The organism is Streptomyces solicavernae, assembly GCF_029968095.1.
GTDB lineage: Bacteria > Actinomycetota > Actinomycetes > Streptomycetales > Streptomycetaceae > Streptomyces > Streptomyces solicavernae.
Genome location: NZ_JASCIR010000001.1, coordinates 393,775 through 418,404 on the forward strand (window position 1 = coordinate 393,775; position 24,630 = coordinate 418,404).

General features: G+C 72.5%; 20 protein-coding genes and 1 pseudogene. 9 read left to right on the plus strand and 12 right to left on the minus strand.

The window, feature by feature from the left end:
- Positions 1-63 precede the first annotated feature (63 nt).
- Genes QIS99_RS01845 through QIS99_RS01855 form a run of 3 tightly spaced genes read right to left on the minus strand, consistent with a single transcriptional unit; the run spans position 64 to position 4,456 of the window.
- Positions 64-1,353, minus strand: a complete 1,290-nt coding sequence (locus tag QIS99_RS01845) for an NAD(P)/FAD-dependent oxidoreductase (protein WP_282509627.1) — start codon at positions 1,351-1,353, stop codon at positions 64-66.
- Positions 1,350-2,987: an FAD-dependent oxidoreductase gene (locus tag QIS99_RS01850; protein ID WP_282509629.1), complete on the minus strand. Its 1,638-nt coding sequence runs from the start codon at positions 2,985-2,987 to the stop codon at positions 1,350-1,352. Before QIS99_RS01850 ends, QIS99_RS01845 begins: the two co-directional genes overlap by 4 nt.
- Entirely contained in the window at positions 2,984-4,456 is a 1,473-nt protein-coding gene (locus tag QIS99_RS01855; protein WP_282509631.1) for an FGGY family carbohydrate kinase, read from the minus strand. The genes QIS99_RS01850 and QIS99_RS01855 overlap by 4 nt, the downstream gene beginning before the upstream one ends.
- 253 nt (positions 4,457-4,709) lie before the next feature.
- On the opposite strand from QIS99_RS01855, the gene QIS99_RS01860 reads away from it, so the two are divergent.
- Both QIS99_RS01860 and QIS99_RS01865 read left to right on the plus strand, forming a co-directional pair.
- Positions 4,710-5,729, plus strand: a complete 1,020-nt coding sequence (locus QIS99_RS01860) for a hypothetical protein (RefSeq protein WP_282509633.1) — start codon at positions 4,710-4,712, stop codon at positions 5,727-5,729.
- Positions 5,730-5,813: 84 nt separating this feature from the next.
- Positions 5,814-7,334 (plus strand): amino acid permease, encoded by a 1,521-nt coding sequence (locus QIS99_RS01865; protein WP_282509635.1) that lies wholly within the window; start codon positions 5,814-5,816, stop codon positions 7,332-7,334.
- A gap of 3 nt (positions 7,335-7,337) precedes the next feature.
- Here the strand turns inward: QIS99_RS01865 and QIS99_RS01870 are convergent, their stop codons facing one another.
- From QIS99_RS01870 to QIS99_RS01880, 3 genes are all read right to left on the minus strand, one after another.
- The gene (locus QIS99_RS01870) at positions 7,338-7,505 is read right to left on the minus strand and encodes a hypothetical protein (protein WP_282509637.1); all 168 of its coding nucleotides are present in this window, start codon (positions 7,503-7,505) and stop codon (positions 7,338-7,340) included.
- 146 nt (positions 7,506-7,651) lie between these two features.
- Positions 7,652-8,581, minus strand: a complete 930-nt coding sequence (locus QIS99_RS01875) for a carbohydrate kinase family protein (protein ID WP_282509639.1) — start codon at positions 8,579-8,581, stop codon at positions 7,652-7,654.
- A gap of 100 nt (positions 8,582-8,681) precedes the next feature.
- On the minus strand, positions 8,682-9,809 hold the full coding sequence (locus QIS99_RS01880) for a LacI family DNA-binding transcriptional regulator (RefSeq protein WP_282509641.1): 1,128 nt from the start codon (positions 9,807-9,809) through the stop codon (positions 8,682-8,684).
- A 773-nt stretch (positions 9,810-10,582) separates the two neighbouring features.
- Between QIS99_RS01880 and QIS99_RS01885 the strand changes: the two genes are divergently transcribed.
- Positions 10,583-10,738 carry a hypothetical protein gene (locus tag QIS99_RS01885; protein WP_282509643.1) on the plus strand — a complete coding sequence of 52 codons (156 nt, stop codon included), beginning with the start codon at positions 10,583-10,585 and terminating at the stop codon, positions 10,736-10,738.
- Positions 10,739-10,743: 5 nt separating this feature from the next.
- On the opposite strand, the gene QIS99_RS01890 is transcribed toward QIS99_RS01885, so the two are convergent.
- Positions 10,744-11,619: a class I SAM-dependent DNA methyltransferase gene (locus QIS99_RS01890; protein ID WP_349017262.1), complete on the minus strand. Its 876-nt coding sequence runs from the start codon at positions 11,617-11,619 to the stop codon at positions 10,744-10,746.
- Positions 11,620-11,704: 85 nt separating this feature from the next.
- Positions 11,705-12,115, minus strand: coding sequence for an ATP-binding protein (locus QIS99_RS01895; RefSeq protein ID WP_282509645.1), 411 nt, complete (start codon positions 12,113-12,115; stop codon positions 11,705-11,707).
- 434 nt (positions 12,116-12,549) lie between these two features.
- Between QIS99_RS01895 and QIS99_RS01900 the strand changes: the two genes are divergently transcribed.
- The 5 genes and pseudogenes from QIS99_RS01900 to QIS99_RS01920 form a co-directional block, all read left to right on the plus strand.
- Complete coding sequence (locus QIS99_RS01900; protein ID WP_282509647.1) at positions 12,550-12,894, plus strand: zinc-ribbon domain-containing protein; 345 nt, start codon at positions 12,550-12,552, stop codon at positions 12,892-12,894.
- A gap of 196 nt (positions 12,895-13,090) precedes the next feature.
- Positions 13,091-14,839, plus strand: a complete 1,749-nt coding sequence (ctaD, locus tag QIS99_RS01905) for an aa3-type cytochrome oxidase subunit I (RefSeq protein WP_282509649.1) — start codon at positions 13,091-13,093, stop codon at positions 14,837-14,839.
- Between the two features lie 461 nt (positions 14,840-15,300).
- Complete coding sequence (locus QIS99_RS01910) at positions 15,301-16,203, plus strand: AAA family ATPase (RefSeq protein WP_282509651.1); 903 nt, start codon at positions 15,301-15,303, stop codon at positions 16,201-16,203.
- Positions 16,200-17,594: a vWA domain-containing protein gene (locus QIS99_RS01915; protein WP_282509653.1), complete on the plus strand. Its 1,395-nt coding sequence runs from the start codon at positions 16,200-16,202 to the stop codon at positions 17,592-17,594. The genes QIS99_RS01910 and QIS99_RS01915 overlap by 4 nt, the downstream gene beginning before the upstream one ends.
- A gap of 130 nt (positions 17,595-17,724) precedes the next feature.
- A pseudogene (locus QIS99_RS01920) lies at positions 17,725-17,973 on the plus strand (carboxymuconolactone decarboxylase family protein); the annotation flags it as partial.
- Between the two features lie 26 nt (positions 17,974-17,999).
- On the opposite strand, the gene QIS99_RS01925 reads toward QIS99_RS01920, so the two are convergent.
- A complete protein-coding gene (locus QIS99_RS01925) occupies positions 18,000-18,716 on the minus strand; it encodes a class I SAM-dependent methyltransferase (RefSeq protein ID WP_282509655.1) in 717 nt (238 codons plus the stop codon).
- Between the two features lie 200 nt (positions 18,717-18,916).
- Between QIS99_RS01925 and QIS99_RS01930 the strand changes: the two genes are divergently transcribed.
- Positions 18,917-19,801, plus strand: a complete 885-nt coding sequence (locus QIS99_RS01930; RefSeq protein ID WP_282509657.1) for an esterase/lipase family protein — start codon at positions 18,917-18,919, stop codon at positions 19,799-19,801.
- A 111-nt stretch (positions 19,802-19,912) separates the two neighbouring features.
- On the opposite strand, the gene QIS99_RS01935 is transcribed toward QIS99_RS01930, so the two are convergent.
- The 3 genes from QIS99_RS01935 to glxA all read right to left on the minus strand — a co-directional run bounded on the left by QIS99_RS01935 (position 19,913) and on the right by glxA (position 24,474).
- A complete protein-coding gene (locus QIS99_RS01935; RefSeq protein WP_282509659.1) occupies positions 19,913-21,238 on the minus strand; it encodes a deoxyguanosinetriphosphate triphosphohydrolase family protein in 1,326 nt (441 codons plus the stop codon).
- 74 nt (positions 21,239-21,312) lie between these two features.
- A complete protein-coding gene (locus QIS99_RS01940; protein ID WP_282509661.1) occupies positions 21,313-22,365 on the minus strand; it encodes a Ppx/GppA phosphatase family protein in 1,053 nt (350 codons plus the stop codon).
- Between the two features lie 108 nt (positions 22,366-22,473).
- Positions 22,474-24,474: a radical copper oxidase GlxA gene (gene glxA / locus QIS99_RS01945; protein ID WP_282509663.1), complete on the minus strand. Its 2,001-nt coding sequence runs from the start codon at positions 24,472-24,474 to the stop codon at positions 22,474-22,476.
- Positions 24,475-24,630: the final 156 nt, after the last annotated feature.

Below are 24,630 nucleotides of genomic sequence, written 5' to 3' on the forward strand. Positions count from 1 at the left end.
CCGGGGGCACGCTATCGGACGCCTCCGAGGGTGCGGTCGCGCCCCTTCAGGGGCGCGGGCCACTCACCGCCGAGGACCGGGAAGGCCCTCAAGGGCGAGGCGCACCGGACCGCCCTCCGGCTCGGCGACGGTCAGCCAATGACCGTACAGGGCAAAGGAGTTGCCCGTACGGAGCGGACCCTTCAAGAGTTCCGTGTGCAGGGTGCGGCCGTCCTGAGTGACCGTCAGCGCCGCTCCGCTGCGGACGGGCAGCGGTACGGAGGACCGTACGAGGAACCGGGTCGCCGCGGTGGCGTCCTTGGCGTGCGAGAGGCGGCCCGGGGTGATCCAGCGCAGCGGCGGGGCGACCAGGAGGCGAGGGCCGGGGTCCGCCGGGGGCTCGCCCTCGTGGGCGAGGAGGCGCCGCACGGCCGCCGCGGCCGTGCGGCCCTCGGCGGCGGCGGTCGTGGCGGTCTCCACGGCGTGCAGGACGTTGCCGACGGCGAAGACCCCGGGGACGTCCGTGCGGAACCCGGGGTCGACGAGCGGACCCCGGGTGGCACGGTCCAGGCACAGGCCCGCGGCGCGCGCGAGCTCCGGCTCCGGGACGAAGTCGCCGGTGAACACGAGGGTGTCGCAGGGGAGTTGGACCGTACGGCCGTCCGCGTGGAGCAGGCGGACACCGGTCAGGCGGCCGCGGCCGAGCACCTCGGCGACCGTGGTGCGGGTGAGCAGCGGCACGGCGTGCCGGAGCCGGGCGTCGGCGGCGCGCAGCGGCGGGACCTGCGGCCGGTCGAGGTCGGTGAGCTGGGCGACGACGGTGACGCCGGCGCGGCGCAGCGTGTCGAGGGCGGCGTACGCGACAGGTTCGGCGCCGACGACGACGGCTCGGCGGCCGATGTGCTGCCCGTACAGATGCACGGCCTGCTGGAGTTCGCCGGTGGTGTAGATCCCGGCGGGCCGGGTGCCGGGCACGAGGCGGGCGGCGCGGGGGCGTTCGCGGGCTCCGGTGGCGAGGACGAGGGCGCGGGCGGTGATCCGCTCCAGGCCGTCGGGCCCGGTGACGTCGACGGTGCGGGGTGCGGGCAGGCCGGTGACGGTGACGGAGGTGCGGACGGCGGCCCCGGCGTCCGTCGCGGCGTGCAGGCGGCGGGCGGCGTAGCGGGGGCCGGTGGTCCAGGGGGTGCCGAAGCCGCCGTGGTGGCAGTGGCGCGGGGCGCCGCCCGCGTGCGGCTCGCGTTCCAGGACCTCGACCGTGCCGCAGCCCGCGACGGCCAGGTGTGCGGCGGCGGTCAGTCCGGCGGGCCCGGCCCCGACGACCAGTACGTCGACGGTACGTGCGCGGCGCCCCTCGGCCCCGCTCGCCTCGCTCACCACGGCCTCGACTCCTCTTCGTGCCCGGTCCCTTCCTGGCGGGGCCCTTCCTGCCGGGACTCTTCCTGGCGGGGCCCTTCCTGCCTGGGTCCTTCCTGCCGGGACAGCTCACCGTCGAGCACGTCCCGCAACAGCGCCCCGCAGTGGAACCCCTGGCAGCGTCCGGCCCGTGCGCGCGTGCGCCGCCGCAGGCCGTCGAGGCCCGCCGGCGGCACCGTACTGGCCAGCGCGTCCCGGATCTCGCCGAGGGTGACCCGCTCGCAGTGGCAGACGATGCGGCCGTAGTCGGGGTCTTCGGCGATGCGCGCCGCGTCCTGGTAGGGACGCGGGGAGCGTTCGCCGAGGTTCGGCATGCGGACCGGGGGGAGCTCCGCGCGCGGGCCCAGGTCGAGGCCCGCTTCGGCGAGGAGGCCGGTGACGTGGGCGGCGAGGGCGAGGGACGCGGTGAGGCCGGTGGAGCGGATGCCGCCGACGGTGACGCAGTGCTGTTCCGGGCGGGCTTCGATGCGGTAGTCGTCCTCCTCGGTGGCCGCGCGGAGGCCCGCGTACACCGTGGTGACCTCCTCCTCCAGGAGTGCGGGGAGGATCCGGGCGCCCTGGGCGCGCAGCGCGGTGAGGCCCTGTTCGGTCGAGTGGGTGGCGGACTTGTCGTCCAGGTCCTCGGCGGTCGGGCCGAGCAGCACGTTGCCGAAGACGGTCGGCGCGACGAGGACGCCCTTGCCGAGCGCCGTCGGCACCGGGAGCAGGATGTGCCGTACGACGTCGCGGGCGGGCTTGTCGAAGACGATGAGCTGGCCGCGGCGCGGGGTGACGGTGAAGGCGGCGCGGCCGAGCATGCGGTCGACGGCGTCGGCGTGCAGTCCGGCCGCGTTGACCAGCCAGCGGGCGTGCAGCGGTCCGCGCGCGGTGTGCAGGGTGTGGCCGCCGTCCGCCCGGGTGATGTTCTGCACCGGGGAGTTGAGGTGCAGGTCGACGCCCGCGCGCACGGCCTGGGTGGCGTACGCGAGCGGGGTCGTGAACGGGCAGATGACGCTCTCGTCCGGCACCGCGAGGGCGCCGAGCGCACCGGGGCCGAGGTGCGGCTCACGGGCGTACAGCGCGTCGGCGTCGACGAGGCGGGCCGCGTCGTAACCGTTGCGGGCGGCCTTGGCGGCGAGGCCGGGCAGGGCGGCGAGCTGGTCCGCGTCCCAGGCGACGAGGAGCGCGCCGACCGGTTCGACGGGGATGCCGCACTCGGCGGCGTAGGCGTTCAGGAGCCGGTGGCCCTCGCGGACGAGCCGGGCTTCGAGGGTGCCGGGGGTGGCGTCGAACCCGGTGTGCAGGATGGCGGTGTTGGCCTTGGACGTGCCGTCGCCGACGTCGCCGGACGCCTCGACGAGCGCGACGCGCAGGTTTGGGTGGCGGGCGAGTTCGCGGGCGATCGCGGCACCGACGACGCCCGCGCCGACGACCGCGACGTCGTAGGGGCCTTCGTACGGGGCGTCGTACGGGGCGTGGTTCGGGGCGTGGTTCGGGGCGTGGTTCGGGGCTTCGTACGGGGCGTCGTACAGGCCTTCGTACGGGGCGTCGGACGCGGCGGGGCCGGGCAGCGGGCCGTAGCGGGTGACGCGGCCCTCGGCCGTCGGGGCCCTCACGCCGGGCTCCGTCCGACGAGCGCGGCCACCGCCTCGCGGAACCGGTCGAGGCGCGCCGCGGCCTCGTCGGCGCCGATCCGCGGCTCGTACACGGTGCCGAGTCCGCGCGGCGGGGCGACCTCGCCCGGGGTGAGCTGCGGGTCGAGGCCGATGCGGGCGACGGCGGCGGCGCCGAGCGCGGTGGCGTCCGGCAACTCGGCCACCTCCACGGGGAGTTGGAGCAGGTCGGCCTGTGTCTGCATGAGCAGCGCCGAGCGGGTGAGGCCGCCGTCGACGCGCAGGGAGCGCAGCGGGGCGCCGAGGTCGGCGGCGACGGCGTCGGTGAGCTGGACGACCTGCGCGGCGATGCCCTCGCAGAGGGCGCGTACGACATGTCCCGGCGCGGTGTCGAGGCCGAGCCCGGTGAGGGAGCCGCGGACGTCGCCCCGCCACCAGGGCGCGGCGAGCCCGGCGAGCGCGGGGACGAAGGTGACGCCACCGGCGTCGGGGACGCCCGCGCCGACCGGGTCGAGGTCGGACGCGCCCTGGATGACGCCGAGTTCGGTGAGCCAGCGCACCGCCGAGGCGGCCGTGTAGACCTGTCCGTCGAGGCAGTAGCTGCTGCGCCCGTCGAGGCGCCAGGCGACGCAGCTCACCAGGCCGGCCTCGCCCCGGCGCGGGCAGTCGCCGGTCGGGGCGAGGAGGAACGCGCCGGTGCCGTAGGTGCACTTGGCGCCGCCGGGCTCGGTCACGTCCTGGGCGAGGAGGGCGGCCTGCTGGTCCACGAGCAGCCCGGTGAGCGGGAGTTCGGGCCCGAAGGCGGTGGTGGTGCCGACGGGCCCGGCGGCATCGACGACCTCGGGCAGCGGCTCGTCGGCGAGCCCGAAGAGGCCGAGGGCGCGGGGTGACCAGGTGGCGGTGTCGAGGTCGAGGAGCTGGGTGCGTCCGGCGGTGGCGGCGTCGGTGACGAAGGCGCCGGTGAGGCGGTGCACGAGCCAGGCGTCGCTGGTGGTGACGGCGCCTCGGCGGGTCAGGTGGCGGCGGATCCAGGCCATCTTGGGCGCCGCGAAGTACGGGTCGAGGGGCAGGCCGGTGAGGTGCCGTAACTCCTCGGCGTGCGCGGCGAGTTCGGCGCAGAGGGGGGCGGCGCGGCGGTCCTGCCAGACGACGGCGTCGGTCAGCGGTGCGCCGGTGTCCCGGTCCCAGGCCAGGACCGTCTCGCCCTGGTTGGCGAGTCCGACGGCGGCGACGGGTTCGCCCGCGTCGGCGAGTGCCGCGCGTCCGGCCGTCACGACGGAGGCGAGGAGTTCGCCGGGGTCCGCCTCGACGAGCCCGCCGGGCAGATGGCGGGGGTGTAACGGCGCGGAGCCGGTGCCGATCACGCCGCGCTCGGGGCAGACGACGAGGGCCTTGGTGCCGGAGGTGCCCTGGTCGACGGCGAGCACCGGGCGGGACCCTTCGGGTTGCGCTGCGCGGTCGGCTGTGATCACCGCGGCAGCGTGCAACAGGCGTCGCGGCCCAGTCAAGAACCCCTGCCCCGCCCCTGGTTCGCTCATTCCTGGAACCGACCCCGACAGACTTGATCAAGACATTTCCCCGTACCCGGCCAGAATCGGAATCTTCCGCTCTACACTGATCGCCGACCAACCAGGCCCTGCCGTACGGGAGTTCGGGCAACGTCGCCCGGACGGCCCGCGCACGGTCCTGCCCGCCCTCGGGGAAGAGGGGTTGACCAGAGGATTCATGCCTATGCCGCCCGCCCGCCCGGTGTACCACCCAGCCGGGCACGACGCCGCCCTGCGCGCCGTCCTTGAGGACCTCAGGGCGGGCCGCTGGGTCTCCACCCGCACACTGCTCGCCGAGACGTCCGACTGGACGGTGTGGACGCAGCGCACCCAGATCCTCGCCGCGGCGGTGGCCGGTTCCGACGTCCTGGCGGCGTGGCGCGCGGAGGAGCCGCACAGCGTCGTCCTGACCGTGCTGCACGCGCGCGTGGCCGTCGAACGGGCCCTGCGCGCCCACCGTTCCACCCACCAGCGCACCGCCGAGCTGTGGCGCGAGGCGGCCGCGGCCTGCCGGCACGCCTCGCAGGCCGCGCCCGAGGACCCGGTGCCGTGGATCGGCCTGCTCGCCCTGGCGCAGCTCGACGAGGGGCGGCGCCGGGAGGAGCATCGCGCGCCGGCGCCCGAGCCGATGCTGTTCGACGGCCCCTGGCAGCTGCTCGCGCAGGCCGACAAGCGGGACCCGGGCAACCGCGAGGCGTACCACCGGATGCTGCAGTTCGCGTACCGGCACCGGCCCGGCGCGTCGATGACGGCGGCCGTCAACTTCGTGCAGTGGGCGGCCTCTTCGGCCCCGGCCGGCTCCGCCCTGCACGTACTCCCCCTCTACGCGCGCGTGGAGCGCTACCGCCGCGAGGGCGGCCAGGAGCGCGCCCTCGACCTGCACTGGATCTCCGAGGAGGCGACGCGCGGCGCATTACGCGCGCTGCGCCTGTGGTTCGACCACGCCGCGCCCGACGCGCGGTCGCTGCTCGACCTCAACCACCTGGCGCACGCCCTGTGGGGCGCGCATCAGTTCCACGACGCGCTGCGGGTGTTCGACGCCCTCGACCCGTACTTCACGGTCGTCCCCTGGTCGTACCGCGGCACATCCCCCGGCTCGGCCGAGGCCGCCGCCGGCCTCTTCGCGCAGGCCCGGGACCGTTGCCGGGCCGCCGTCGGACGCCGCGCGCTCGGGGGTGGCGGCCGCGACGGCTCCTGAGACCCGCACCCACCGCCCCGATCCCCGCCCGGCCCCCCCACCTCACCCCCCCCACCTCACCCCTGTCCCCCAGGAGGTACGCGCGTGTCCCGCTCCACCCTGTCGAACTCCGCACCGCCGCCACCGGTGCAGGACGAGGAAGCCCGGCTCAGGGAGCTCGGCTACCAGCCGGTCCTGGCCCGCCGCATGGGCGGCTTCGGCAACTTCGCGATCAGCTTCTCGGTGATCTCGATCCTGTCGGGCTGCATGACGCTGTACGGCTTCGGCCTCGGCACCGGCGGGCCCGCGGTGATGATGTGGGGCTGGGCGGGCGTCGGCCTGTTCGTGCTCTGCGTCGGCCTGGCGCTCGCCGAGGTGACCAGCGCGTACCCGACCTCGGGCGCGCTCTACTACATGGCGGACCGGCTCGGCGGGCGCCGCTGGGGCTGGTACACAGGCTGGCTGAATCTGCTCGGTCTGCTCGGCGCGATCGCGGGCATCGACTACGGCGCGGCGCTGTTCACGGGCGCGCTGCTCGACCTGCAGTTCGGCTTCCAGGCGACGCCGGGCTCCACCTTCGTGATCTTCCTGTGCATCCTGCTCCTGCACGCGCTGCTCAACCTGTTCAACGTCCGCCTGGTCAGCCTGCTCAACTCGATCAGCGTGTGGTGGCACGTGGCCGGTGTCGCGCTGATCGTCGGCGTGCTGATCATCGCCCCGGACAGCCACCGCACCCCGGGCGAGGTGTTCGGCCACTTCGTCAACGACACCGGCTGGTCCAACCCGCTGTACGTCGCGGCGATCGGTCTGCTGCTCGCCCAGTACACGTTCTCCGGGTACGACGCCTCCGCGCACCTGTCGGAGGAGACCTCCAACGCCTCGGTGTCGGCGGCGCGCGGCATCGTGCGCGCCATCTGGGCCTCCTGGATCGCCGGTTTCGTCCTCCTCGCCGGTCTCACCTTCGCCATCCAGGACTACGAGAAGACCGCGGCCGCCGACGTCCCGCCCGCCCAGATCATGATCGACGCCGTGGGTACGACGGGGGCGACGGGCCTGCTCCTCGTGGTGATCGTGGCCCAGCTCTTCTGCGGCAACGCCGAGGTGGCCGCCGCGAGCCGCATGGTGTTCGCGTTCAGCCGGGACAAGGCGCTGCCGGGTTCGGCGCTGTGGCGCAGGGTCAGCCCGCGCACCCAGACGCCGGTGCCCGCGGTGTGGCTCTCCGTCGGCCTGGCCGCCCTGATCGCGGCGCCCTCCCTGTACTCGGCGACCGCGTACGGCGCCGTCACGGCCATCAACGTCATCGGCATCACGCCCGCGTACGCCATCCCGATCTTCCTGCGGCTGCGCGCGGGCGACCGGTTCACGCCGGGGCCGTGGAACTTGGGCCGGTGGAGCAGGCCGGTCGGCTGGACCGCGGTGATCTGGGTGGGCTTCGTGACCGTCCTGTTCTGCCTGCCGCAGTCCGCGCCGGTGACGGCCGACTCGATGAACTACGCGTCCATCGCCCTCGCCGTCGTCCTGATCCTCGCCACGGCCTGGTGGTTCGCCGCCCGCCGCTCGTACAGCACGCCCTCGGCGTACGGCTCGGAGCGGGAGCGGGAGGAGATCGCGGAGGGCATCGTCTGACGCTCACTGGGAGGCCGTCGCCACCGCGGGCCTGGTGCTGCTGATCCACGGGCTGACCCGCATCGGCCGCCCGCAGCCCACCCCGGTCGCGGTGGCGGCGTTCGTCGGCAGCGATCTGGTTTCGTCCGGTCGTTCGCGAACCCCCGCGGCCACGGTCGGCCGCGCCTTCATGGACTCCTTCACCGGCATCTGCCCCGCCGCGCGCCCGGCAGCGGCACGGGGAACTGCGCGACCGGCCACGACGGCGGGGAAGGGGCGGGGAGGCGAGCAGACCGACGGCGCCCGAGTCGACGGTGCGGGACCGGCGGGCGTGCGAGCTACCCCAACTCCCCCGCATACGGCGGCTCCGCCCCCGCACGGGAGCAGGTGAGGGCCGCCGCCCTCGCCGCGTACCCCAGCACGTCCCGCCACCGCTCCGCGTCGAGCCGTGCCCCCCGCGCCGCGAGGGCACCGTGCGAGTCGAGCCGGTGCAGCAGCGCCGCGTTGACCGTGTCGCCCGCGCCGATCGTGTCCACGACGTCCACCGGCACGCCGGGCACGTCGATCCGGGCGCCCTCGCGGGTCAGCGCCGTGAGCCCCGCGCCGCCGCGCGTGAGGACGACCGCCTCGGGACCGAGCGCCAGCCACTCCTTCGCGGCGGCCATCAGGTCGTCCGACCCGGCCAGCCAGACCGCGTCCTCCTCGGACAGCTTGAGCAGCGACACGTACGGCAGCCAGGAGCGGAACCGGTCCCGGTAGGCGTCCGGGTCGGCGATCAGGCCGGCCCGGATGTTCGGGTCGAGCGCCGTGAACGTGCCCCGCTCCGACTCCCGCCGCATCAACTCCTCGTACGCGCTCGCCCCCGGCTCCAGAACCAGCGAACACGTCCCGAACGACACCGCGCGTGTGCCCGTCGGCAGCGCGCCGGGCAGTGCGAAGAGGCGGTCGGCGGCGCCCTCGACGTGGAAGCTGTAGGAGGCGGAGCCGTCCGCGGCGATGTGCGCGACGGCCAGGGTGCTCGGCTCGTCGCCGCGCTGCACCAGCGAGGTGTCGACCCCGTCGGCGGCGAGCCCGCCGAGCAGGGCCGTGCCGAAGTGGTCGGTGGACAGGCGCGAGCAGAACGCCGTGGGCGAGCCGAGCCGACCGAGCGCAACGGCCGTGTTGTACGGGCCGCCGCCCCGCTTGGGCAGCAGCGCGGGCAGTTCGTCCTCGGCGGCGGGCCCCGCGGGGACGAGGTCGATGAGTGCTTCGCCGGCGACGACGATCATGGGCTGGCCTTTCTGGAGGGGGTACGGCTGGAGGGGGTACGGCTGGAGGGGGTACGGGTCGTTCGGTGCAGGTGGTACGGGGCTCGCGCGCGGGTCGGCCTCACCCGCCGCCCGACTTTCGGCCACCCGGCTTTCGGCTACCCGGCTTTCGGCTACCCGGCTTTCGGCCACCCGGCTCGCGTCCGTCCGCGGCGCCATCGCCCGGCTCGCGTTCGTCCGCCGCGCGATCGCCCGGCTCGCAGCCGCACGACGCGCGGTGCACGAACGCGCACGGCAGCCGGACGGTGCGCGGCGCCCGTCCGGGCTCGGCGAGCCGGTCGACGAGCAGCCGCAGGGCGGTGGCGCCGATCTCGCGGCTTGGCTGGTCCACGACGGTCAGGCGGGGCTCGAACACGTCCGCCCAGGCGAAGTCGTCGAACCCGGCGAGCGCCATGTCGTCGGGCACCCGCAGGCCCTCGGTGCGCAGGGCCCGCAGCGCGCCGAGCGTCATCGTGTTGTTGGCGGTGACCAGGGCGGTGGGCGGGCGGTCGAGCGCGAGCAGCCCGCGCGTGGCCCGCTCGGCGCCCTGCTCGCTGGACTCGCCGTCGACGACGAGCGCCGGGTCGTACGGCAGGCCCGCGCGGTCGAGGCCGGTGCGGTGGCCCGCGGTGCGCTCGGTGGTGGTCGAGAGGCCCGGGGCGCCGGCGACCAGGGCGATCCTGCGGTGGCCGGCCTCGGCGAGGTGGGCGACGAGGCGGGCGACCGGCTCCTCGTTCTCCGCGCACACCTGGTCGTGCCCTACGCCGGCGAGCCGGTCCACGAACACCGTGGGGAGCGCCGCGCGGCGCACGTAGTCGAGGAGCGCGCCGGGGCGTGCGGACGGGGCGACGATGAGCCCGTCGACGCGGCGCTCGTGCAGCAGCTGCACGGCCCGCAGTTCGTGCTCGGGGTCGTCGTGCGGGTCGGCGATCAGGAGGCTGTAGCCGTGCTCCAGGGCGCTCGACTCGACGCCCCGCAGGATGTCCGTGAAGTACGGATTGCTCGTGGCCGACACGGCGAGCCCGATGGAGTGGGTGCGCGCGGTCACCAGGGAGCGGGCCAGCGTGTTGTGCGTGTAGCCGAGTTCGTCGATCGCGGCGTGGACCGCCGCGCGGGTGGCGGGCCGCACCGGCCGGGTCTCGTTGACGACGTGCGACACCGTGGCCACGGACACGCCCGCGCGCCGCGCCACATCCACCATGGTCGCCATCGCTCTCCCGGCCCCTTCCGTACGCGCGCTGCCCTTCCCGCGCTCCGACCGGGCCAGAACCTACCTCACGAACGACGTGACGTAAACGTTTGCGCAACCGTTTACGTCTCCGCGACACAGTCACGGTGCCGCTGGGCGGCACGGGCACGATCCGGCACGTGGTCAACGACCGGGGCAGGCCGTCGGACCCGTCGTCCCAGGCGGCCAACCTGGTCGCTCATCCGCAGCGCGACGCACGGCGACGTACGGGCCGACGGCGCGGGCCGACGGCGCGGGCGATTTCGAGCCGACGGAGTTCCCGGCGACGTTGATGCGCGCGGTCTGGACGTACGCAGCGGCCTGGACGTACGCAGCGGCCTGAACAAGGCGACCAGGACGCGCCACACCCCATAGCACTCCACCGCACAGCACCGCACAGGACACCACAGGTCACCACAGCACCGCACAGGATTCCCCCGGATCGCCCGCAAGCCGCCCGGCCTGTGACGTACCGCACGGGACGTATGGAGTGTGGCGTACGCCGCAAGGGCAGCGGGCGGGGCGGGCGACCGGGGTGATCTGCGTCATGGGGAACGGCGCATTCCGGCCAAGATCGGGTGCGTTGAGGGATGTCCTGTCCCGGAATGGGGCCATGTTTCCGTCCCCGCCTGTGACGATTTGGTGACAAGGAGTTTGATCGACCCCCCTGCCAACCCGGGAAATGAGCTCGTAGACTCACTCCTCGCTGTCGCCAGGCAGCACGAAACAAGTCCCCGAGGGAAAGAGGCTTCACGGTGAGCCCCGCTGACAGTGCCGAAGCTCCGATCTACGCCGACCTGGTGGAAGAGCGGGGAGACGTTCCTGCCGAGGTACGCGAAGCCGCCGAGGAAGCGCTCCGCGAAGCCGACCGCGTGCTCGACTTCAGCACCCTCGAAGTGACCGCGGCCTAGCCCGCCTACGGCCGGTCCTGGGACCCGCACTGCCCAGTGGCCGAATCCCGTCTGCGGGCCAGCAGATACGCCTGCGGCGCGCTCTCGTCCGCTTCGGCCCGGCGCACCATCCGCGTCCACGGCTCGAACCCGGACCCGCGCAGCAGCGACTCGATCTCGTCGGGATCGCGGCGGTGGAAGTCCAGGGACACCGGGTGCCCCCACGCGTCCGCCACTCGCAGCGGCTCCTCGCCGACCTGGAAGGCGAGCAGCAGCAGCCCGTCCGGCGCGAGCACCCGCCGGAACTCGGCGAACGCGTCCGGGAGCCGGTGCGGCGGCATATGGATGATCGAGTACCACGCGGCGAGGCCGGTGAGCCCTCCGTCCGGCAGGTCCAGGTCGAACAGCGAACCCTCGGTGAACCGGATCCCCGGGTACGCCCGACGCGCCTGCGCCAGCATCCCCGGCGACAGATCCACGCCGGACACATCGAGGCCGAGGCCGTCCAGATGAGCCGTCACCCGGCCCTCCCCGCACCCCGCCTCGACAACCGGCCCACCCCCGCCGGTCCGCACCAGCTCGGCGAAGAGCGAGAGCACCGCCCTGTCGTACGGGTTCGAGCCGAGGGAATCGCCGTACCGGGAGGCGTAGTCGGCGGCGATCGTGTCGTAGAAGACGCGCGTCGACGTCAGGAAGTCGGAATCCGTCATCAGGCCGGAATCCGTCATCAGGCCGGAATCCGTCATCAGGCCGGAGTCCGTCATCAGGCCGGAGTCCGTCATCAGGCCGGAGTCCGTCATCAGGCCGGAGTCCGTCATCAGGCCGGAGTCCGTCATCAGGCCGGAGTCCGTCATGAGGCCGGACTCAGTGAGCTCGGACTCAGTGCGGTGGGAATCAGTCATGAGGCCGGACTGTAGTCGCCACCACTGACACTCGCCCCTGCCCGCTCGACGAGCCAACCAGCCCGCCCGCGCGGGCCGTTGAACCTCACCCCAGCGGCACGCTCGCGCAGATCCGCTTGCCGCCCGCGCGCTGCTCCACGGTCACGGCACGGCTCAGCGCGTGCACGATCTCCAGGCCGTGCCGGGACGGGCGCAGCGCGTCCGGCGCCGCCATCACCGGAAGCGCCGGTTCCGTGTCCCAGACGGTGATCTCCAGGGCGTCCGCGGCCAGTTCGAGCTCCAGGACACAGGGCCCCGAGGCGTGCTTGACGACGTTCGTGACCAGTTCCGTGACCACGAGCAGCGCGGCACCCAGCGCCTCCGCCGGCACGGTGAACGCGGCGCTCGCACGCAGCTGGGCGACGAACTCCGACACCAGGTTCCTGGCGTGTACGGCGCTGTCCGTGCGGCCCTCGAAAGCCGCACCCGCGTAAGTGCTGCTGCAGCCGGTCGGCATGGTCGCGACCCTCTCCTGGTGCTCGTTCTGTCGTGCTCCCCGCCCTCACGATGTCGGCGGGAACGGTGCCGTAGGTCTCATGAACTTCTCATGTACTTCTCACCTGGGGCGCGGATACCCGCCGACTGCCGCCGCATGCCTGCATCGGTCATCTGAATCGCAGCTCACAGTGGACGACCCCGGCGGCGGGCAGTTGGTGAAGTGTGGTGGGCGGGGCTGCTGGGCGCTCGGCTCCCGCGACGATCACCGGGCCGCTGACCTCGACCACCCTCTGCCCACTGCCCACTGGCCACTGCGCACTGCGCACTGCGCACGGCCCGACGGTGGCACGACTCTGCTCCGGCGGCCGCTGCCGTACCCACGTACGATGACCGCACAAGCCGTCGCCCCTGGCAGGCGGGCGGCGGGCGACCGGGACCGGGAGGGGCTGCGGCGTGATCATCTTCGGCACGAAGAGCTATCTGTACCAGCTGGCCATCGTCACGCTGGTGTGCGGCAACTGCGGTAATCCCGCGGCGCATTCACTGCGTAAGAAGGTCACGAAGTTCTCGCTGTTCTTCGTGCCGCTGTTCCCGATCGCCACCTCGTACCAGACCCAGTGCACGTTCTGCGGAACCGAGCACAAGGTGCCGAAGGAGCAGGCGGACGGGCTGCTCGCGCACGGCGCCGGGAACCAGGGTGGCCACGGTGGCCACGGCCACGGCATTCAGGGTGCGCCCGGGCAGCAGCAGTCCGGCCCCGGCGGCGGCCCGTCGCACGGCAACAGCCCCTACACGTAAGCGCGGACCGGGTTCGGCGCCATCGCCGACCGCCGGCCTCAGCCTGAATGGGGCACACCGTGCCCCTCCGGCGATCGGGTGACGCACCCGAGTGGCTTCGTGCGCCCCGTCGGGGCGGAGGGACATCGTCGACGCGGGAGTCCGTCGCAGGCGGGCCCCGCGCCGATGTCGTCGATGCAGAGAGCCTGGTGTCCGCGTGGCCATCCATCCCTCGTCCCCCTCCCCGCGGCCCGCGTCCGACGAGGGCGCCCCGGACGCGCAGGCGGCACCACGGCAGACCGGGCGCGGACTCGCGGTGGTGAACTGGCTGACGACCACGGACCACAAGAGCATCGGCACGCTCTACATGGTCACGTCGTTCGCGTTCTTCTGTTTCGGCGGACTGCTCGCCCTCGCGATGCGGGCGGAACTGGCGCGCCCGGGAACGCAGTTGATCTCCAACGTGCAGTTCAACCAGGCGTTCACGATGCACGGCCTCATCATGCTGCTGATGTTCGCGACGCCGCTGTTCGCCGGATTCGCGAACTGGATCATGCCGTTGCAGATCGGTTCGCCGGACGTGGCCTTTCCGCGGCTGAACATGTTCGCGTACTGGCTGTATCTCTTCGGCTCGCTCATCGCCGTGGGCTCGTTTCTGACGCCGAACGGCGCGCCGGGCTTCGGGTGGTTCATGTACACCCCGCTGTCGGACGGGATGCACTCGCCGCACATCGGGGCCGACATGGTCCTGATGGGGCTGGCGTTCTCCGGGTTCGGCACGATTCTCGGCTCGGTCAATTTCATCACCACGATCATCTGCATGCGGGCGCCGGGCATGACGATGTTCCGTATGCCGATCTTCACGTGGAACGTGCTGCTCACGGCCGTGCTCGTGATCATGGTGTTCCCGGTTCTGGCGGCGGCCCTGTTCGCCCTTGAGGCGGACCGGAAATTCGGGGCGCACGTCTTCGACCCGGCCAACGGGGGTGCGCTGTTGTGGCAGCACCTCTTCTGGTTCTTCGGGCACCCGGAGGTCTACATCATCGCGCTGCCGTTCTTCGGGATCGTCTCCGAGGTCATTCCGGTCTTCGCGCGGAAACCGATGTTCGGCTACATGGGCCTCATCGGCGCGACCATCGCCATCGCGGGCCTCTCCGCGACGGTCTGGGCGCACCACATGTACGCCACGGGCGGCGTGCTGCTGCCGTTCTTCTCATTCATGACGATGCTCATCGCCGTGCCGACCGGGGTGAAGTTCTTCAACTGGATCGGCACGATGTGGAGCGGAAGTCTCTCCTTCGAGACGCCGATGCTGTGGACGACGGGCTTTCTCGTCACCTTCCTTTTCGGCGGCCTGACGGGCGTCGTCCTGGCCTCGCCGCCGATGGACTTCCACGTCTCCGACTCGTACTTCGTCGTGGCGCACTTTCATTACGTGGTGTTCGGCACCGTGGTCTTCGCGATGTTCGCCGGGTTTCATTTCTGGTGGCCCAAGTTCACCGGAAAAATGCTGGACGAACAGCTTGGGAAGATCTCGTTCTGGACGCTGTTCGTCGGATTCCACGGCACGTTCCTGGTGCAGCACTGGCTCGGCGCCGAGGGAATGCCGCGGCGGTACGCGGACTATCTCGCGGCCGACGGATTCACCGTTCTCAACACGATCTCCTCCCTGAGCTCGTTCCTGCTCGGGCTCTCCGTCCTGCCGTTCCTCTACAACGTCTGGAAGACCGCGAAATACGGTGAGCCGGTCGGCATGGACGATCCCTGGGGATACGGGCGTTCGCTGGAGTGGGCCACGGCCTGCCCGCCGCCCCGGCACAATTTCGCGACGCTTCCGCGGGTCAGGTCGGAGTCCCCTGCGTTCGATCTGCACCACCCGGAGATCATCGCGATCGAGCAGGCCGACCAGGAACGCCTGCGCGCCGGGAGTGGCAGTAGCAGTAGCAGGGGCAGCGGCAGCCAGTAGCCAGTGACCGCAGTGGTTGCGCGGGGGCTCCGTGGTGCGCCGGAGCCCCCGCCGCGTATGCCGAGCCAGCCGCGTCCGGCATCCGCGCATCCGGCCCGGGAACGCCGTGGGGCCGCCGACGCGCACCACCCCGTCCACGCCTCGGCCTCCGGCGCCCGGTCATCGGACAGGAATGCAGTTTCACAGAATCGCCATAAGCGCGTACCGAGCCCCATTACCCCACATGGGTGACGGAACGAAGGCCTCCGCTGCGGCTGTTCTTCGCGCTCGGTAATCGACCCTGGTCAACTCGGCAGCGGCCGCAGGGGAATTCGCCGGACGAATTCGAACAGTACGGACGAAGATCAGGCGATCGAGCGCGCGAACCGCGACAGACGGCGGCCCCCACCTCCCCCCACAGCCCCGCCACACCCACCGGCTAGAGTGCGCCGACACCCGTATCCACCCCCAGGGAGGCCGAGTTGAGGACCAGCGAGGACGTTGCCGACGGTGCGGCGGCGGCCGGGCACTTCGCCTCCGTCGACGAGGTCGAGGCCCGGCTCGCCGAGGCCGGATACCTCGCCTCCCCCGCCGTCGCCACCACCGTCTACCTGGCCGACCGCCTCGGCAAGCCGCTCCTGATCGAGGGCCCCGCCGGCGTCGGCAAGACCGAGCTGGCCAAGGCCGTGGCGGAGGTCGCCGGGGCCCGGCTCGTACGACTGCAGTGCTACGAGGGCGTGGACGAGGCCAGGGCGCTGTACGAGTGGAATCACGCCAAGCAGCTGCTGCGGATCACCGCGGGCCGCGACGAGAGCTGGGACGAGACCCGCACGGACATCTTCAGCGAGGAGTTCCTGCTCGCCCGGCCGCTGCTCACCGCGATCCGGGGCCGCGACCCGAAGGTCCTGTTGATCGACGAGGTCGACAAGGCCGACGTCGAAGTGGAGGGCCTGCTCCTGGAGGTGCTGAGCGACTTCCAGGTGACCGTGCCCGAGCTGGGCACCGTGCGCGCCGAGCGCCGCCCGTTCGTCGTGCTCACCTCGAACGCGGCGCGCGAGCTGTCCGAGGCGCTGCGGCGGCGCTGCCTGTTCCTCCACATCGGCTTCCCCGAGGAGGAGTTGGAGCAGCGGATCGTGCGCCTGAAGGCGCCCGGCCTGGACGCGGCGCTCACGGCGTCCGTGGTGCGGGTGGTGGGCGCGCTGCGGGCGATGGACCTGCGCAAGGCCCCTTCGGTCGCGGAGACCGTGGACTGGGCGCGCACCCTGCTCGCGCTCGGCGCGGACACCCTGGACGAGTCCGTCGTACGCCGGAGTCTCGGTGTCGTCCTCAAGCATCAGGAGGACGTGGCCAAGGCGGCGGCGAAGCTGGACCTGGACGCCGTGTGAACGGCGGCTCCGGCCTCGCCGGGCGGCTGACCGGGTTCGTGCGGGCGCTGCGCGAGCAGGGCGTGCGAGTCGGCACCGGCGAGAGCGTGGACGCGGGCCTCGCGGCGGAGGCGCTCGGGCTCGCCGACCGGGAGCGGCTGCGTGCCGGGCTCGCGGCGACTCTGCTGCACCAGGAGGCGCAACGACCGGTGTTCGACCAGGTCTTCGACCTGTACTTCCCGCGGACGGTCGGAGCGCCCGTACCGGAGGGCGACGCCCAAGTTCCCTTGGTCCGCGAGGAGTTGCGGGACCGTCTGGCCGCGGCGCTCGCCGGGAACGACGCGGCGGCGATGGCGCAGCTCGCGGCGCAGGCCGTCGACTCGCTCGGCGGGTACGGGGACGCGTCCGGCTCGGACGGCTGGTCCGCGTACCAGACGCTTGAGCGGCTGCGGCCGCAGACGCTGCTGGCGCGGGTGCTGGCCGGACTGCGCGAGGGCCAGGAGCTGCGCGAGGGCCAGGAGCAGGGCGCGGCGTTCACGGACCGGCTCGCCGCCGACGAGATCCGGCGCCGTATCGAGGGATTCCGGGGGCTGGTGGCGACCGAGGCGCGGCGGCGGGTCGCCGAGCGGCGCGGCGCCGACGCGATCGCCCGGCGCGCCGTCGCCCCCACCGCCGACCGCGTCGACTTCCTGTTCGCACACCGTGGCCAACTGGCCGAACTGCACCGCACGGTGCGGCCGTTGGCGCGGAAGCTGGCGACACGGCTCGCGGCGCGGCGCCGCCGGGCGGCGCGCGGGCGGATCGATCTGCGGCGTACGGTGCGCGGCTCGCTGTCGACGGGCGGGGTGCCGATGCGTCCGGTGCTGCGCCGGCGGCGGCCGGGCCGGCCCGAGCTGGTGCTGCTGTGCGATGTGTCGGGTTCGGTGGCGGGGTTCGCGCAGTTCACGATGTTGCTGGTGCAGGCGCTGCACGACCAGTTCAGCAAGGTGCGGGTGTTTGCCTTCGTCAACAGCGTCGACGAGGTGACCGACCTGATCGAGCAGGGCCGCGCGGACCCGGAGGGCCTCAGCTCCCGCATCCTGGCGCAGGCGGAGGTCACGCGCTTCCACTCCAGCAGCGACTACGGCACGGCGCTCGGCGAGTTCGCGGAGCGGCACGCCGCGGCGCTCTCCCCGCGCTCCTGCGTGTTCGTCCTCGGCGACGCCCGCACCAACCGCACCCCGCCGAACGCCGAGGCGCTGCGCGCGGTGCGCGACCGGGCGCAGCGCGTGTACTGGCTCAACCCGGAGCGGCGCTCCGCGTGGGACACAGGCGACTCGGCGGCTTCGGTGTACGCGGAGGTGGTCGACATGTACGAGTGCCGTACGGCCGCCCAACTCGGCGCGCTGATCGGCCGGTTGGCGACCGTGTGAGGTGAGCGCCGGGCGTACCGCGCAGGACTCCGCAGGACCCCGCAGGACTCCGCAGGACTTTTCCTGGCCCGGGTGTCACAGAATGCGGCGCACCGGGGTCCTGTGTGCGTACGGCGCGGCGCACCGGGCGCGCGCCACCACCGTGTTCACCGAGGCGGAGCGGGCCGCGCTCGCGCTCGCCGAGGAGGGCACGCTGCTCGGCGACGGCGGCGTGTCCGACGCGACGTGGGCGGCGGCGCGCAAGCACTTCGACGACGATCAGCTGGGCGCCCTGGTCTGCGTGATCGCCCTGATCAACGCGGCCACACGGATGAACGTGATCGTGCAGAACCCCGGAGGGTCGTACGAGCCGGGCATGTTCGCCGCCCTGGCGGACTGACGCCGGCGCGCTGCCGTACTGGGACCTCAGCCCTTCCGTCCCACGATCAACCTGCACCGCGGGCTTCCGTCGGCGCGGCGGCCGAACTCCTCAAGCGGGTGCAGCTCCACCGTGAAGCCCGCCCGCTCCAGGTCCGCGCGGACCGCGTCGAGCGGCCACGTGCGGTAGTACATGACGAACGGCGGCCGCCGCACCCGGTTCCGTACCCGCATCGCCGCGTCGAAGCCGAGCAGCGCCCAGTACGCCGGTGTGCCGATGCGGGGCGGGGCCGCGACCGGGAAGGCGAGGACGCCGCCGGGGCGCAGGACGCGGTGGATCCCGGCGAGCAGGCCGGGCCGCTCCGCGGGCAGGAAGTGGCCGAACGCCCCGAAGCTGACCGCGAGGTCGAAGGCCGCGCCGAACGGCAGCGCGCGGGCGTCCGCCCGTACGAGCTGCGCCGACGCCCCCGCCTTCCCCTCGGCCGCCCGCGCGAGCATCCCCGCGCTGAAGTCGACTCCGGTGACCCGTCGGCGGCAGACCGCGTGCAGGACGTCGAGTCCCGCGCCGGTGCCGCAGCACAGGTCGAGGCCGGAGTCGAAGGGGCCGAGGCGGGTGAGTGCGGCCTCGGTGGCTGCGAGGAAGCGGTCCGGGGTGCGGAACGGGGTGTGGTCGAACTTGGGGGCGAGGAGGTCGTAGCCGCGCTCCACGGAGGTCAGCGCCTGTTCGGCCAGTTCGCGAAGGGTCGGCCCCTGGGAGGTGAACATTCCGTCACCCTAGCCGCCAGTCGTCGTTATTGACTCTGTGTCAATTTTGCCGACCCGTTACTTCCCCACCGTGCGTACCCGCGCGTAACTTGGCTGGAGCACAACGCTCCGCCAGTACGCGCGCACGTGGTCCGGGCCCTGACACCGCATCTCCTTCCGTCCTGAGCACCCCCACCCATGAGCCGCAAGGAGTTCGTCCGATGCTGCCCTGGTCACGCACAGCCCGCGGGCTGCGCCCCCTCGCCGCCCTGCTGCTGGCCGCCGCCGCGCTGGCGCCCGGCACCGCCGCCCACGCCGACGCCGGCCCCACGAAGTCCGCGGCTCCCGACCGCGGTTGGAACGACTACGACTGCAAGCCCTCGGCCGCCCATCCCCGCCCGGTCGTCCTGGTGCACGGCACGCTGGGGAACTCGGTCGACAACTGGCTGGGGCTCGCCCCGTATCTGGTCGCGCGCGGCTACTGCGTCTTCTCCCTGGACTACGGACAGCTGCCGGGCGTGCCGCTCTTCCACGGCCTCGGCCCGGTCGAGAAGTCCGCCGGGCAGCTGGACGCGTACGTCGACAAGGTGCTCGCCGCGACCGGCGCCCGCGAGGCCGATCTGGTGGGGCACTCGCAGGGCGGGATGATGCCGCGCCACTACCTGAAGTTCCTCGGCGGCGCCGACGAGGTGAACGCGCTCGTCGGCATCGCGCCCAGCAGCCACGGCACGACCATGAACGGCCTGACCAAACTCCTCGACGTGTTCCCGGGCGCCCGCGAGTACGTGACCGAGAACACCCCGGCGCTGACCGACCAGGTCGCCGGTTCCCCGTTCCTGACCAGGCTCAACGAGGGCGGCGACACGGTGCCCGGCGTCACGTACACGGTCATCGCGACCAAGTACGACCAGGTCGTGACGCCCTACCGCTCGCAGTTCCTCGACGGGCCGGAGGTGACCAACGTGCTGATCCAGGACAAGTGCGCGGCCGACCTGTCCGGGCATGTGGCGATCGGCCTGGCCGACCGGCTGGCGTTCCACGAGGTCGCCAACGCCCTGGACCCGGAGCACGCGGAGCCCACCACCTGTCTGTCGGCGGTGAGTTGAGCCCGTACGACAACGCACGAACGCGCTGACGCGCCGCGTCCCGGGCCCGATCGGGCGGTCCGCCTCAGCGGCGCGTCCCCGCGAGGCGCTCCACCTCGTCCTTGGCCTCCTTCAGGGCGACACGTTGTCGCTGAACGACCCCAGGCCGGTGCCGGACAGACGCCGGTGCAGCGCAACCGCCTGGTCCTCGGTGAGCGAGGCGACATGGTCGGCGGCCGCCCGCAACACGTCGCCGTGCTGGGTGAGTTCCTCGGCCCGGTCCGGCGGCAGCAGGTCGGGCGACTCGTGGGTCCAGCGAAGCAGTTCGGCGACGATGCGCCGCTGGCCGTGCTGCTGGGTGGCGAGGGCGGGCCGGTCGATGACGTAGGCCCACACCAGCTCCTTGAGCAGATCGCAGGCGGCGCGCCGCTCGGCCGGGATGACCAGCCGGGCGCCGTAGCGGATGGGGGCGCCGGCGCCGATGTCGAGGGTGATGCCGCGGGTGAAGTAGTCGATGAGGTCGGAGGTGCGGCGGTTGACGGCGACGGCGTCGTCGTGGCTGCCGGTGTAGGGCGCGGGCACGGTCAGGCGCTTGCCGATCTCCGACAGCAGCTCCTGGGCCGCGGCCCGGTCGAAGGGTTCCCCGGCGCGGGCCCGCTTGGCCTGCACGTAGTCGAGGAAGCGCCGCACCTCACGCTCCGTGTCGCCGCCCGCGGCCCCGGGCGGCGGGAAGAGGGAGGCGAGCGGGATGTGCCCGGTGCGGTAGAAGTCCTCGACGTCGTGGCAGGCGTACGTGACGTCGTCGGCCCAGTCCATCAGCTGTTCCTCGACGGGCACTTCGGTGTCCGTACGGCCGTTGCGCACCCAGGTGAAGGCGGCCAGGTCGGCGTCGTACACGCCCCACTTGTAGTGCCGCGCCGGGTTCTCGGCGAGCGGGGCGCGCTCCCAGGGGTACTTGGTCGCGGCGTCCAGGCAGGCGCGGGTGAGGTGGAGTCCGCGGTGGCCGGGGTACTTGTGCGCGGCGAGGCAGGTGACCACGCGGAAGGTCTGCGCGTTGCCCTCGAAGCTGTCCAACTGGCTGCCCTGGCCACGGAGTTGGTCCATGGTGGCGCGCAGCGCGGTCTCGCCCGCGTGCCCGAAGGGCGGGTGCCCGATGTCGTGCGCCATGCAGGCCGCCTCGACCAGCGCGGGGTTCGGCCCGCCGTAGCGGCGCTGCAGCCGCTCGGCCATGCGGCGGCCGAGCTGGGCCACCTTCATGGAGTGGGTGAGGCGGGTGTGGTACGCGCCCAGCTCGCCGCTGGCGACGACCTGGCTCTTGCCGGCGAGGGCCCGCCACTGCGTGGAGTAGAGGATGCGGTCCACGTCGTGCTCGAAGCCGGACCGCTGCCCGTCGTCGGACACCCGGCGGCGCAGGGAGTGCTGTTCGAGGTCGTCGTCGCTGTACTGGGCGGGTCGCATGGCCGGATGGTACGCGCGGACGCGCCCCTCAGCCCTCCGGATTCCTCGACGGTGGCGGCGTGACGTCCACCGCCTCACGTGGTCCGCCCGTTGCACAGCCCCTCCTGCTCCGGCACGGCCTGGAGGGCGGGCAGGACGTTCGCGTACGAGGCGAGAGGGGCAGGCGGGACGAGCTCGCCCGACGTGGTCCGGTGCCACCAGTCCGTACCGCCCTCCTCGATGCAGCGCAGCAGGATGCCCTCGCGCAGGCCCCAGGGGCAGATCGTCAGCTCGTCGATACCGGTCAGCTTCATCACGGTGTGCGCGACGACCGCACCCGCGAGGGACTGCCGGGCCCGCGCCGCCGAGATGCCCGGCAGCTCGGCCCGCTCCGTGCTCGTGCGCCGCGCCAGCTGGTCCAGGGCCACGCGCAGATCCGTGCGCGCGAGGCCGCGCGCGGTGAACGGCCCGAACCGTCCGGGCGGCGCCCCGCACAGCCGCGCCAGCTGCTGGAACGTACGCGAGGTCGCCGCCGTGGTCCGGGGCGCCTCCCAGCGGACGCGGGCCGCCGCGTCCCGCATCTGGTGGCGTACGTGCCGGCGCAGCTCCTTGACGCGGCGGGGCGCGGGCGGGTCCTGGGCGCCGAAGAACTCGCGGGTGAGGCGGCCCGCGCCGAGCGGCAGGGACAGCGCGAAGTCCGGCAGCTTCGAGCGCCCGAAGGCGACTTCGAGGGAACCGCCGCCGATGTCCAGCATGGCGAGCGGGCCCGCGCGCCAGCCCATCCAGCGGCGCGCCGCGAGAAACGTCAGCTCGGCCTCGACCTCGCCGGGCAGCACGTTCAGGTGGACCCCGGTGCGGGCGGTGACCTTCCGCAGCACCTCCGCGCGGTTCGGGGCGTCCCTGACGATGGCCGTAGCGAAGGCGAACGGCTCGGTCACGCCCCAGCGCCGGCCCTCGGCGCGGGCCGCGGCCACCGCGTCCACGATCCGGTCCACCTGGTCGTCGGGCACATGGCCGCCGCGGTCCACGTGCTCGGCGAGGCGCAAGGCCCGCTTCGCGGTGTGCACCGGCAAGGGGACGGCACCGTCCGTGTCCGCGACGACCAGACGTGCCGTGTTCGAACCGACATCGATCACTCCCATACGCATTCCTAGCCGGTACCCGGGGGCGGGCGCGGCATGCAAAGGTGCCGCCCGGCTCTTGTGGAAGGTGCCGCCCGGCTCTTGTGGTTCGCGCGCCGGAGCGGAGCGGACCTCTCAGGGCGCCGCGGCCGGAATCTTCGAAGTCGTCTTGTGGGTGGGCGCGTCCTCGCTGACCGGGACGTGCAGCCAGACCGCCTTTGACGGGACGTCGCGGTCGTCCAGGGCCATCACCATGTACCAGCCGGGCGGCACCAGCGCAGGGTTCTTCGGCAGGGTGACCTCGACGCCGTCCTTCGTACGCTTGAAGTCCAGGGCGATGGAACGCTGTTCGACGTTGGTGACGTGCGTGAACGCGCCCGGCCGCAGCAGCCGCATCTTCTTGATGGACGCCGCGTCCTTGCTGCTGAACCGCGTCTTCTCGCCCAGCTCGACGCTGCTGCGCCCGCCGTTGGGAGCGCGCAGCTCGGGCCGCTCGCCGCCCTGGTGCAGATAGGGCGGCGTGTAGAGCTCGATCCGCTGCTCGAACGTGGCCAGCTTGGAGTTGGCCTTGTCGGCGAAGAGCGAGTCCGAGCCGAAGGTCATCACCCGGCCGTCCGGGAGCAGCAGCCCGCCGGAGTGGTAGTTGCGGCCCACCAGCGGCGCGGCGGCCGGCTCGAACTTGTTGGTCTCCGGGTTGTAGAGGGAGGCCTTGAGGATGTTGGTGTCGCCCTTGCCGCGGTAGTCGCCGGAGCCGTTGGTGGTGAGCACCTTGTCGTCCGGGAGGATCACGCTCGTGGGGTAGCGGGCCTGGTCGTACAGGTCCGGGCCGTCCACGAAGCGCGGGCTGGCCGCCTTGAGGTCGGCGATGCGGGTGCGGTCGGTGGACTTCTCGGACTCGCCCACGCCGCCGCCGCCGAGCACCATGTACTTCTGCTCCTGGGCCGGGGGCAGCAGCACCGACATCGAGGTCTCCAGGATCTCCGGGTCGCTCATACCGGGCACCTTGGTGAACTCGTTGGTGTCCAGGTCCCACAGTCCGGGCTCGCGCCCCTGGTCGTCCGGCCCGTACCCGGCGTTGGAGCCGGTGTAGAAGAGCCGCCCGTCGCTTGCGAGGAAAAGCGCCGGATAGGTCGGGAAAAAGCGGGACTTGGGGAGGTAGCTCCACTTTTTCGTCTTCGGGTCGTACACCTCGTTCTTCCCCGGCACGACCTGGCCGATCTCGTCGAGCCCGGACACGGAGAGGACCTTGCCGTCCTCCAGGGTGGTCAGCGTGGGGTACCAGCGGGCCTCGCCCATCGGGTCGACCTTGATGTACTTCTCGGCGACCGGGTCGAACTCGTAGGCGTCCTTGATGCCTTGGAAGTCCTTTTTGTCGAAGGACAGTTTCTGCGCGATGCCGTAGATGTTCTGCCGCTCGTCGCCCTTGAGGCCGGAGATGCGGTACTGGTCCTGCGCGCCGGTCTGATGCTCCTCGCCCTTCTCCAGCGCCTCCACGTAGACGCGGGCGCTGCTCGCGGTGACCTTGGTCTTGCCGGTCTTCGGGTCGGTGGTCTTCTTCGCGCGCGGCACGACCAGGCTCGCCTGCGACTCGAAGGTCTTGCCGTTCTCCCGGCCGGTGAAGCGGGTGCCGGCGGGCAGGGTCTTCGGCTTGTCCGGGTTCTCGTTGTAGACGATCATCAGGCCGCCGGCCTTCTCCACGTCGCCCTTGAGCGTCTCGTACCGCTGCGTCCCGCCCGCCACAAGGAGGTTGCCGTCGGGGAGTTGGGTGTGTCCGGCGCAGAACAGGTCGGCGGGGGTTTCCACGTTCTCGAAGGTGTTCTTCACGGGATCCCACAGGACGGTGCGGAAGGTCTTCGCGTCGAACATCTTCGCGTTGTTGCCCGAGCCCGCGATCAGCAGCACCTTGCCGGTGTGCAGGAGCGCGGCGTGGATGGTGTTGATGCGGTACTTCTCCGGTACGTCCACGACCTTCCACTGGCCGTGCTTCGCCTTGTACTCCGGCTGATCGATCTCGTACGCGTGGTACCGCTCCGAGGCGAAGTCGTAGACCGCCGGGGCGTTGGTCGCCGCCAGCACTAGAACCACGGAGCTGCCCAACAGGATCCTGGTGGTGCGGCGGCTCGGACGGTATCCCATCGACTTCTCCCCATGAGCTACTACGGCAGCGACCCTGACGCCCACTAATGGGCGTTATGAACGTTTTGCACTCTATGACGAGACCGGACTTTAGTCCTGGATGACCGGAGGGGCTCCGACCCTCGGGCGTCCGGGCCGCGGGGCGGCCGCCGTACT

Coding starts and splice junctions, on each gene's coding strand:
- QIS99_RS01895 (WP_282509645.1), bottom strand. CDS start 12,115: ATGCCGACCGGCTGCAGCAGCACTTACGCGGGTGCGGCTTTCGAGGGC.
- QIS99_RS01860 (WP_282509633.1), top strand. CDS start 4,710: ATGCCTATGCCGCCCGCCCGCCCGGTGTACCACCCAGCCGGGCACGAC.
- QIS99_RS01890 (WP_349017262.1), bottom strand. CDS start 11,619: ATGACTGATTCCCACCGCACTGAGTCCGAGCTCACTGAGTCCGGCCTC.
- QIS99_RS01880 (WP_282509641.1), bottom strand. CDS start 9,809: ATGGCGACCATGGTGGATGTGGCGCGGCGCGCGGGCGTGTCCGTGGCC.
- QIS99_RS01935 (WP_282509659.1), bottom strand. CDS start 21,238: ATGCGACCCGCCCAGTACAGCGACGACGACCTCGAACAGCACTCCCTG.
- QIS99_RS01870 (WP_282509637.1), bottom strand. CDS start 7,505: ATGAAGGCGCGGCCGACCGTGGCCGCGGGGGTTCGCGAACGACCGGAC.
- QIS99_RS01940 (WP_282509661.1), bottom strand. CDS start 22,365: ATGCGTATGGGAGTGATCGATGTCGGTTCGAACACGGCACGTCTGGTC.
- glxA (WP_282509663.1), bottom strand. CDS start 24,474: ATGGGATACCGTCCGAGCCGCCGCACCACCAGGATCCTGTTGGGCAGC.
- QIS99_RS01930 (WP_282509657.1), top strand. CDS start 18,917: ATGCTGCCCTGGTCACGCACAGCCCGCGGGCTGCGCCCCCTCGCCGCC.
- QIS99_RS01925 (WP_282509655.1), bottom strand. CDS start 18,716: ATGTTCACCTCCCAGGGGCCGACCCTTCGCGAACTGGCCGAACAGGCG.
- QIS99_RS01875 (WP_282509639.1), bottom strand. CDS start 8,581: ATGATCGTCGTCGCCGGCGAAGCACTCATCGACCTCGTCCCCGCGGGG.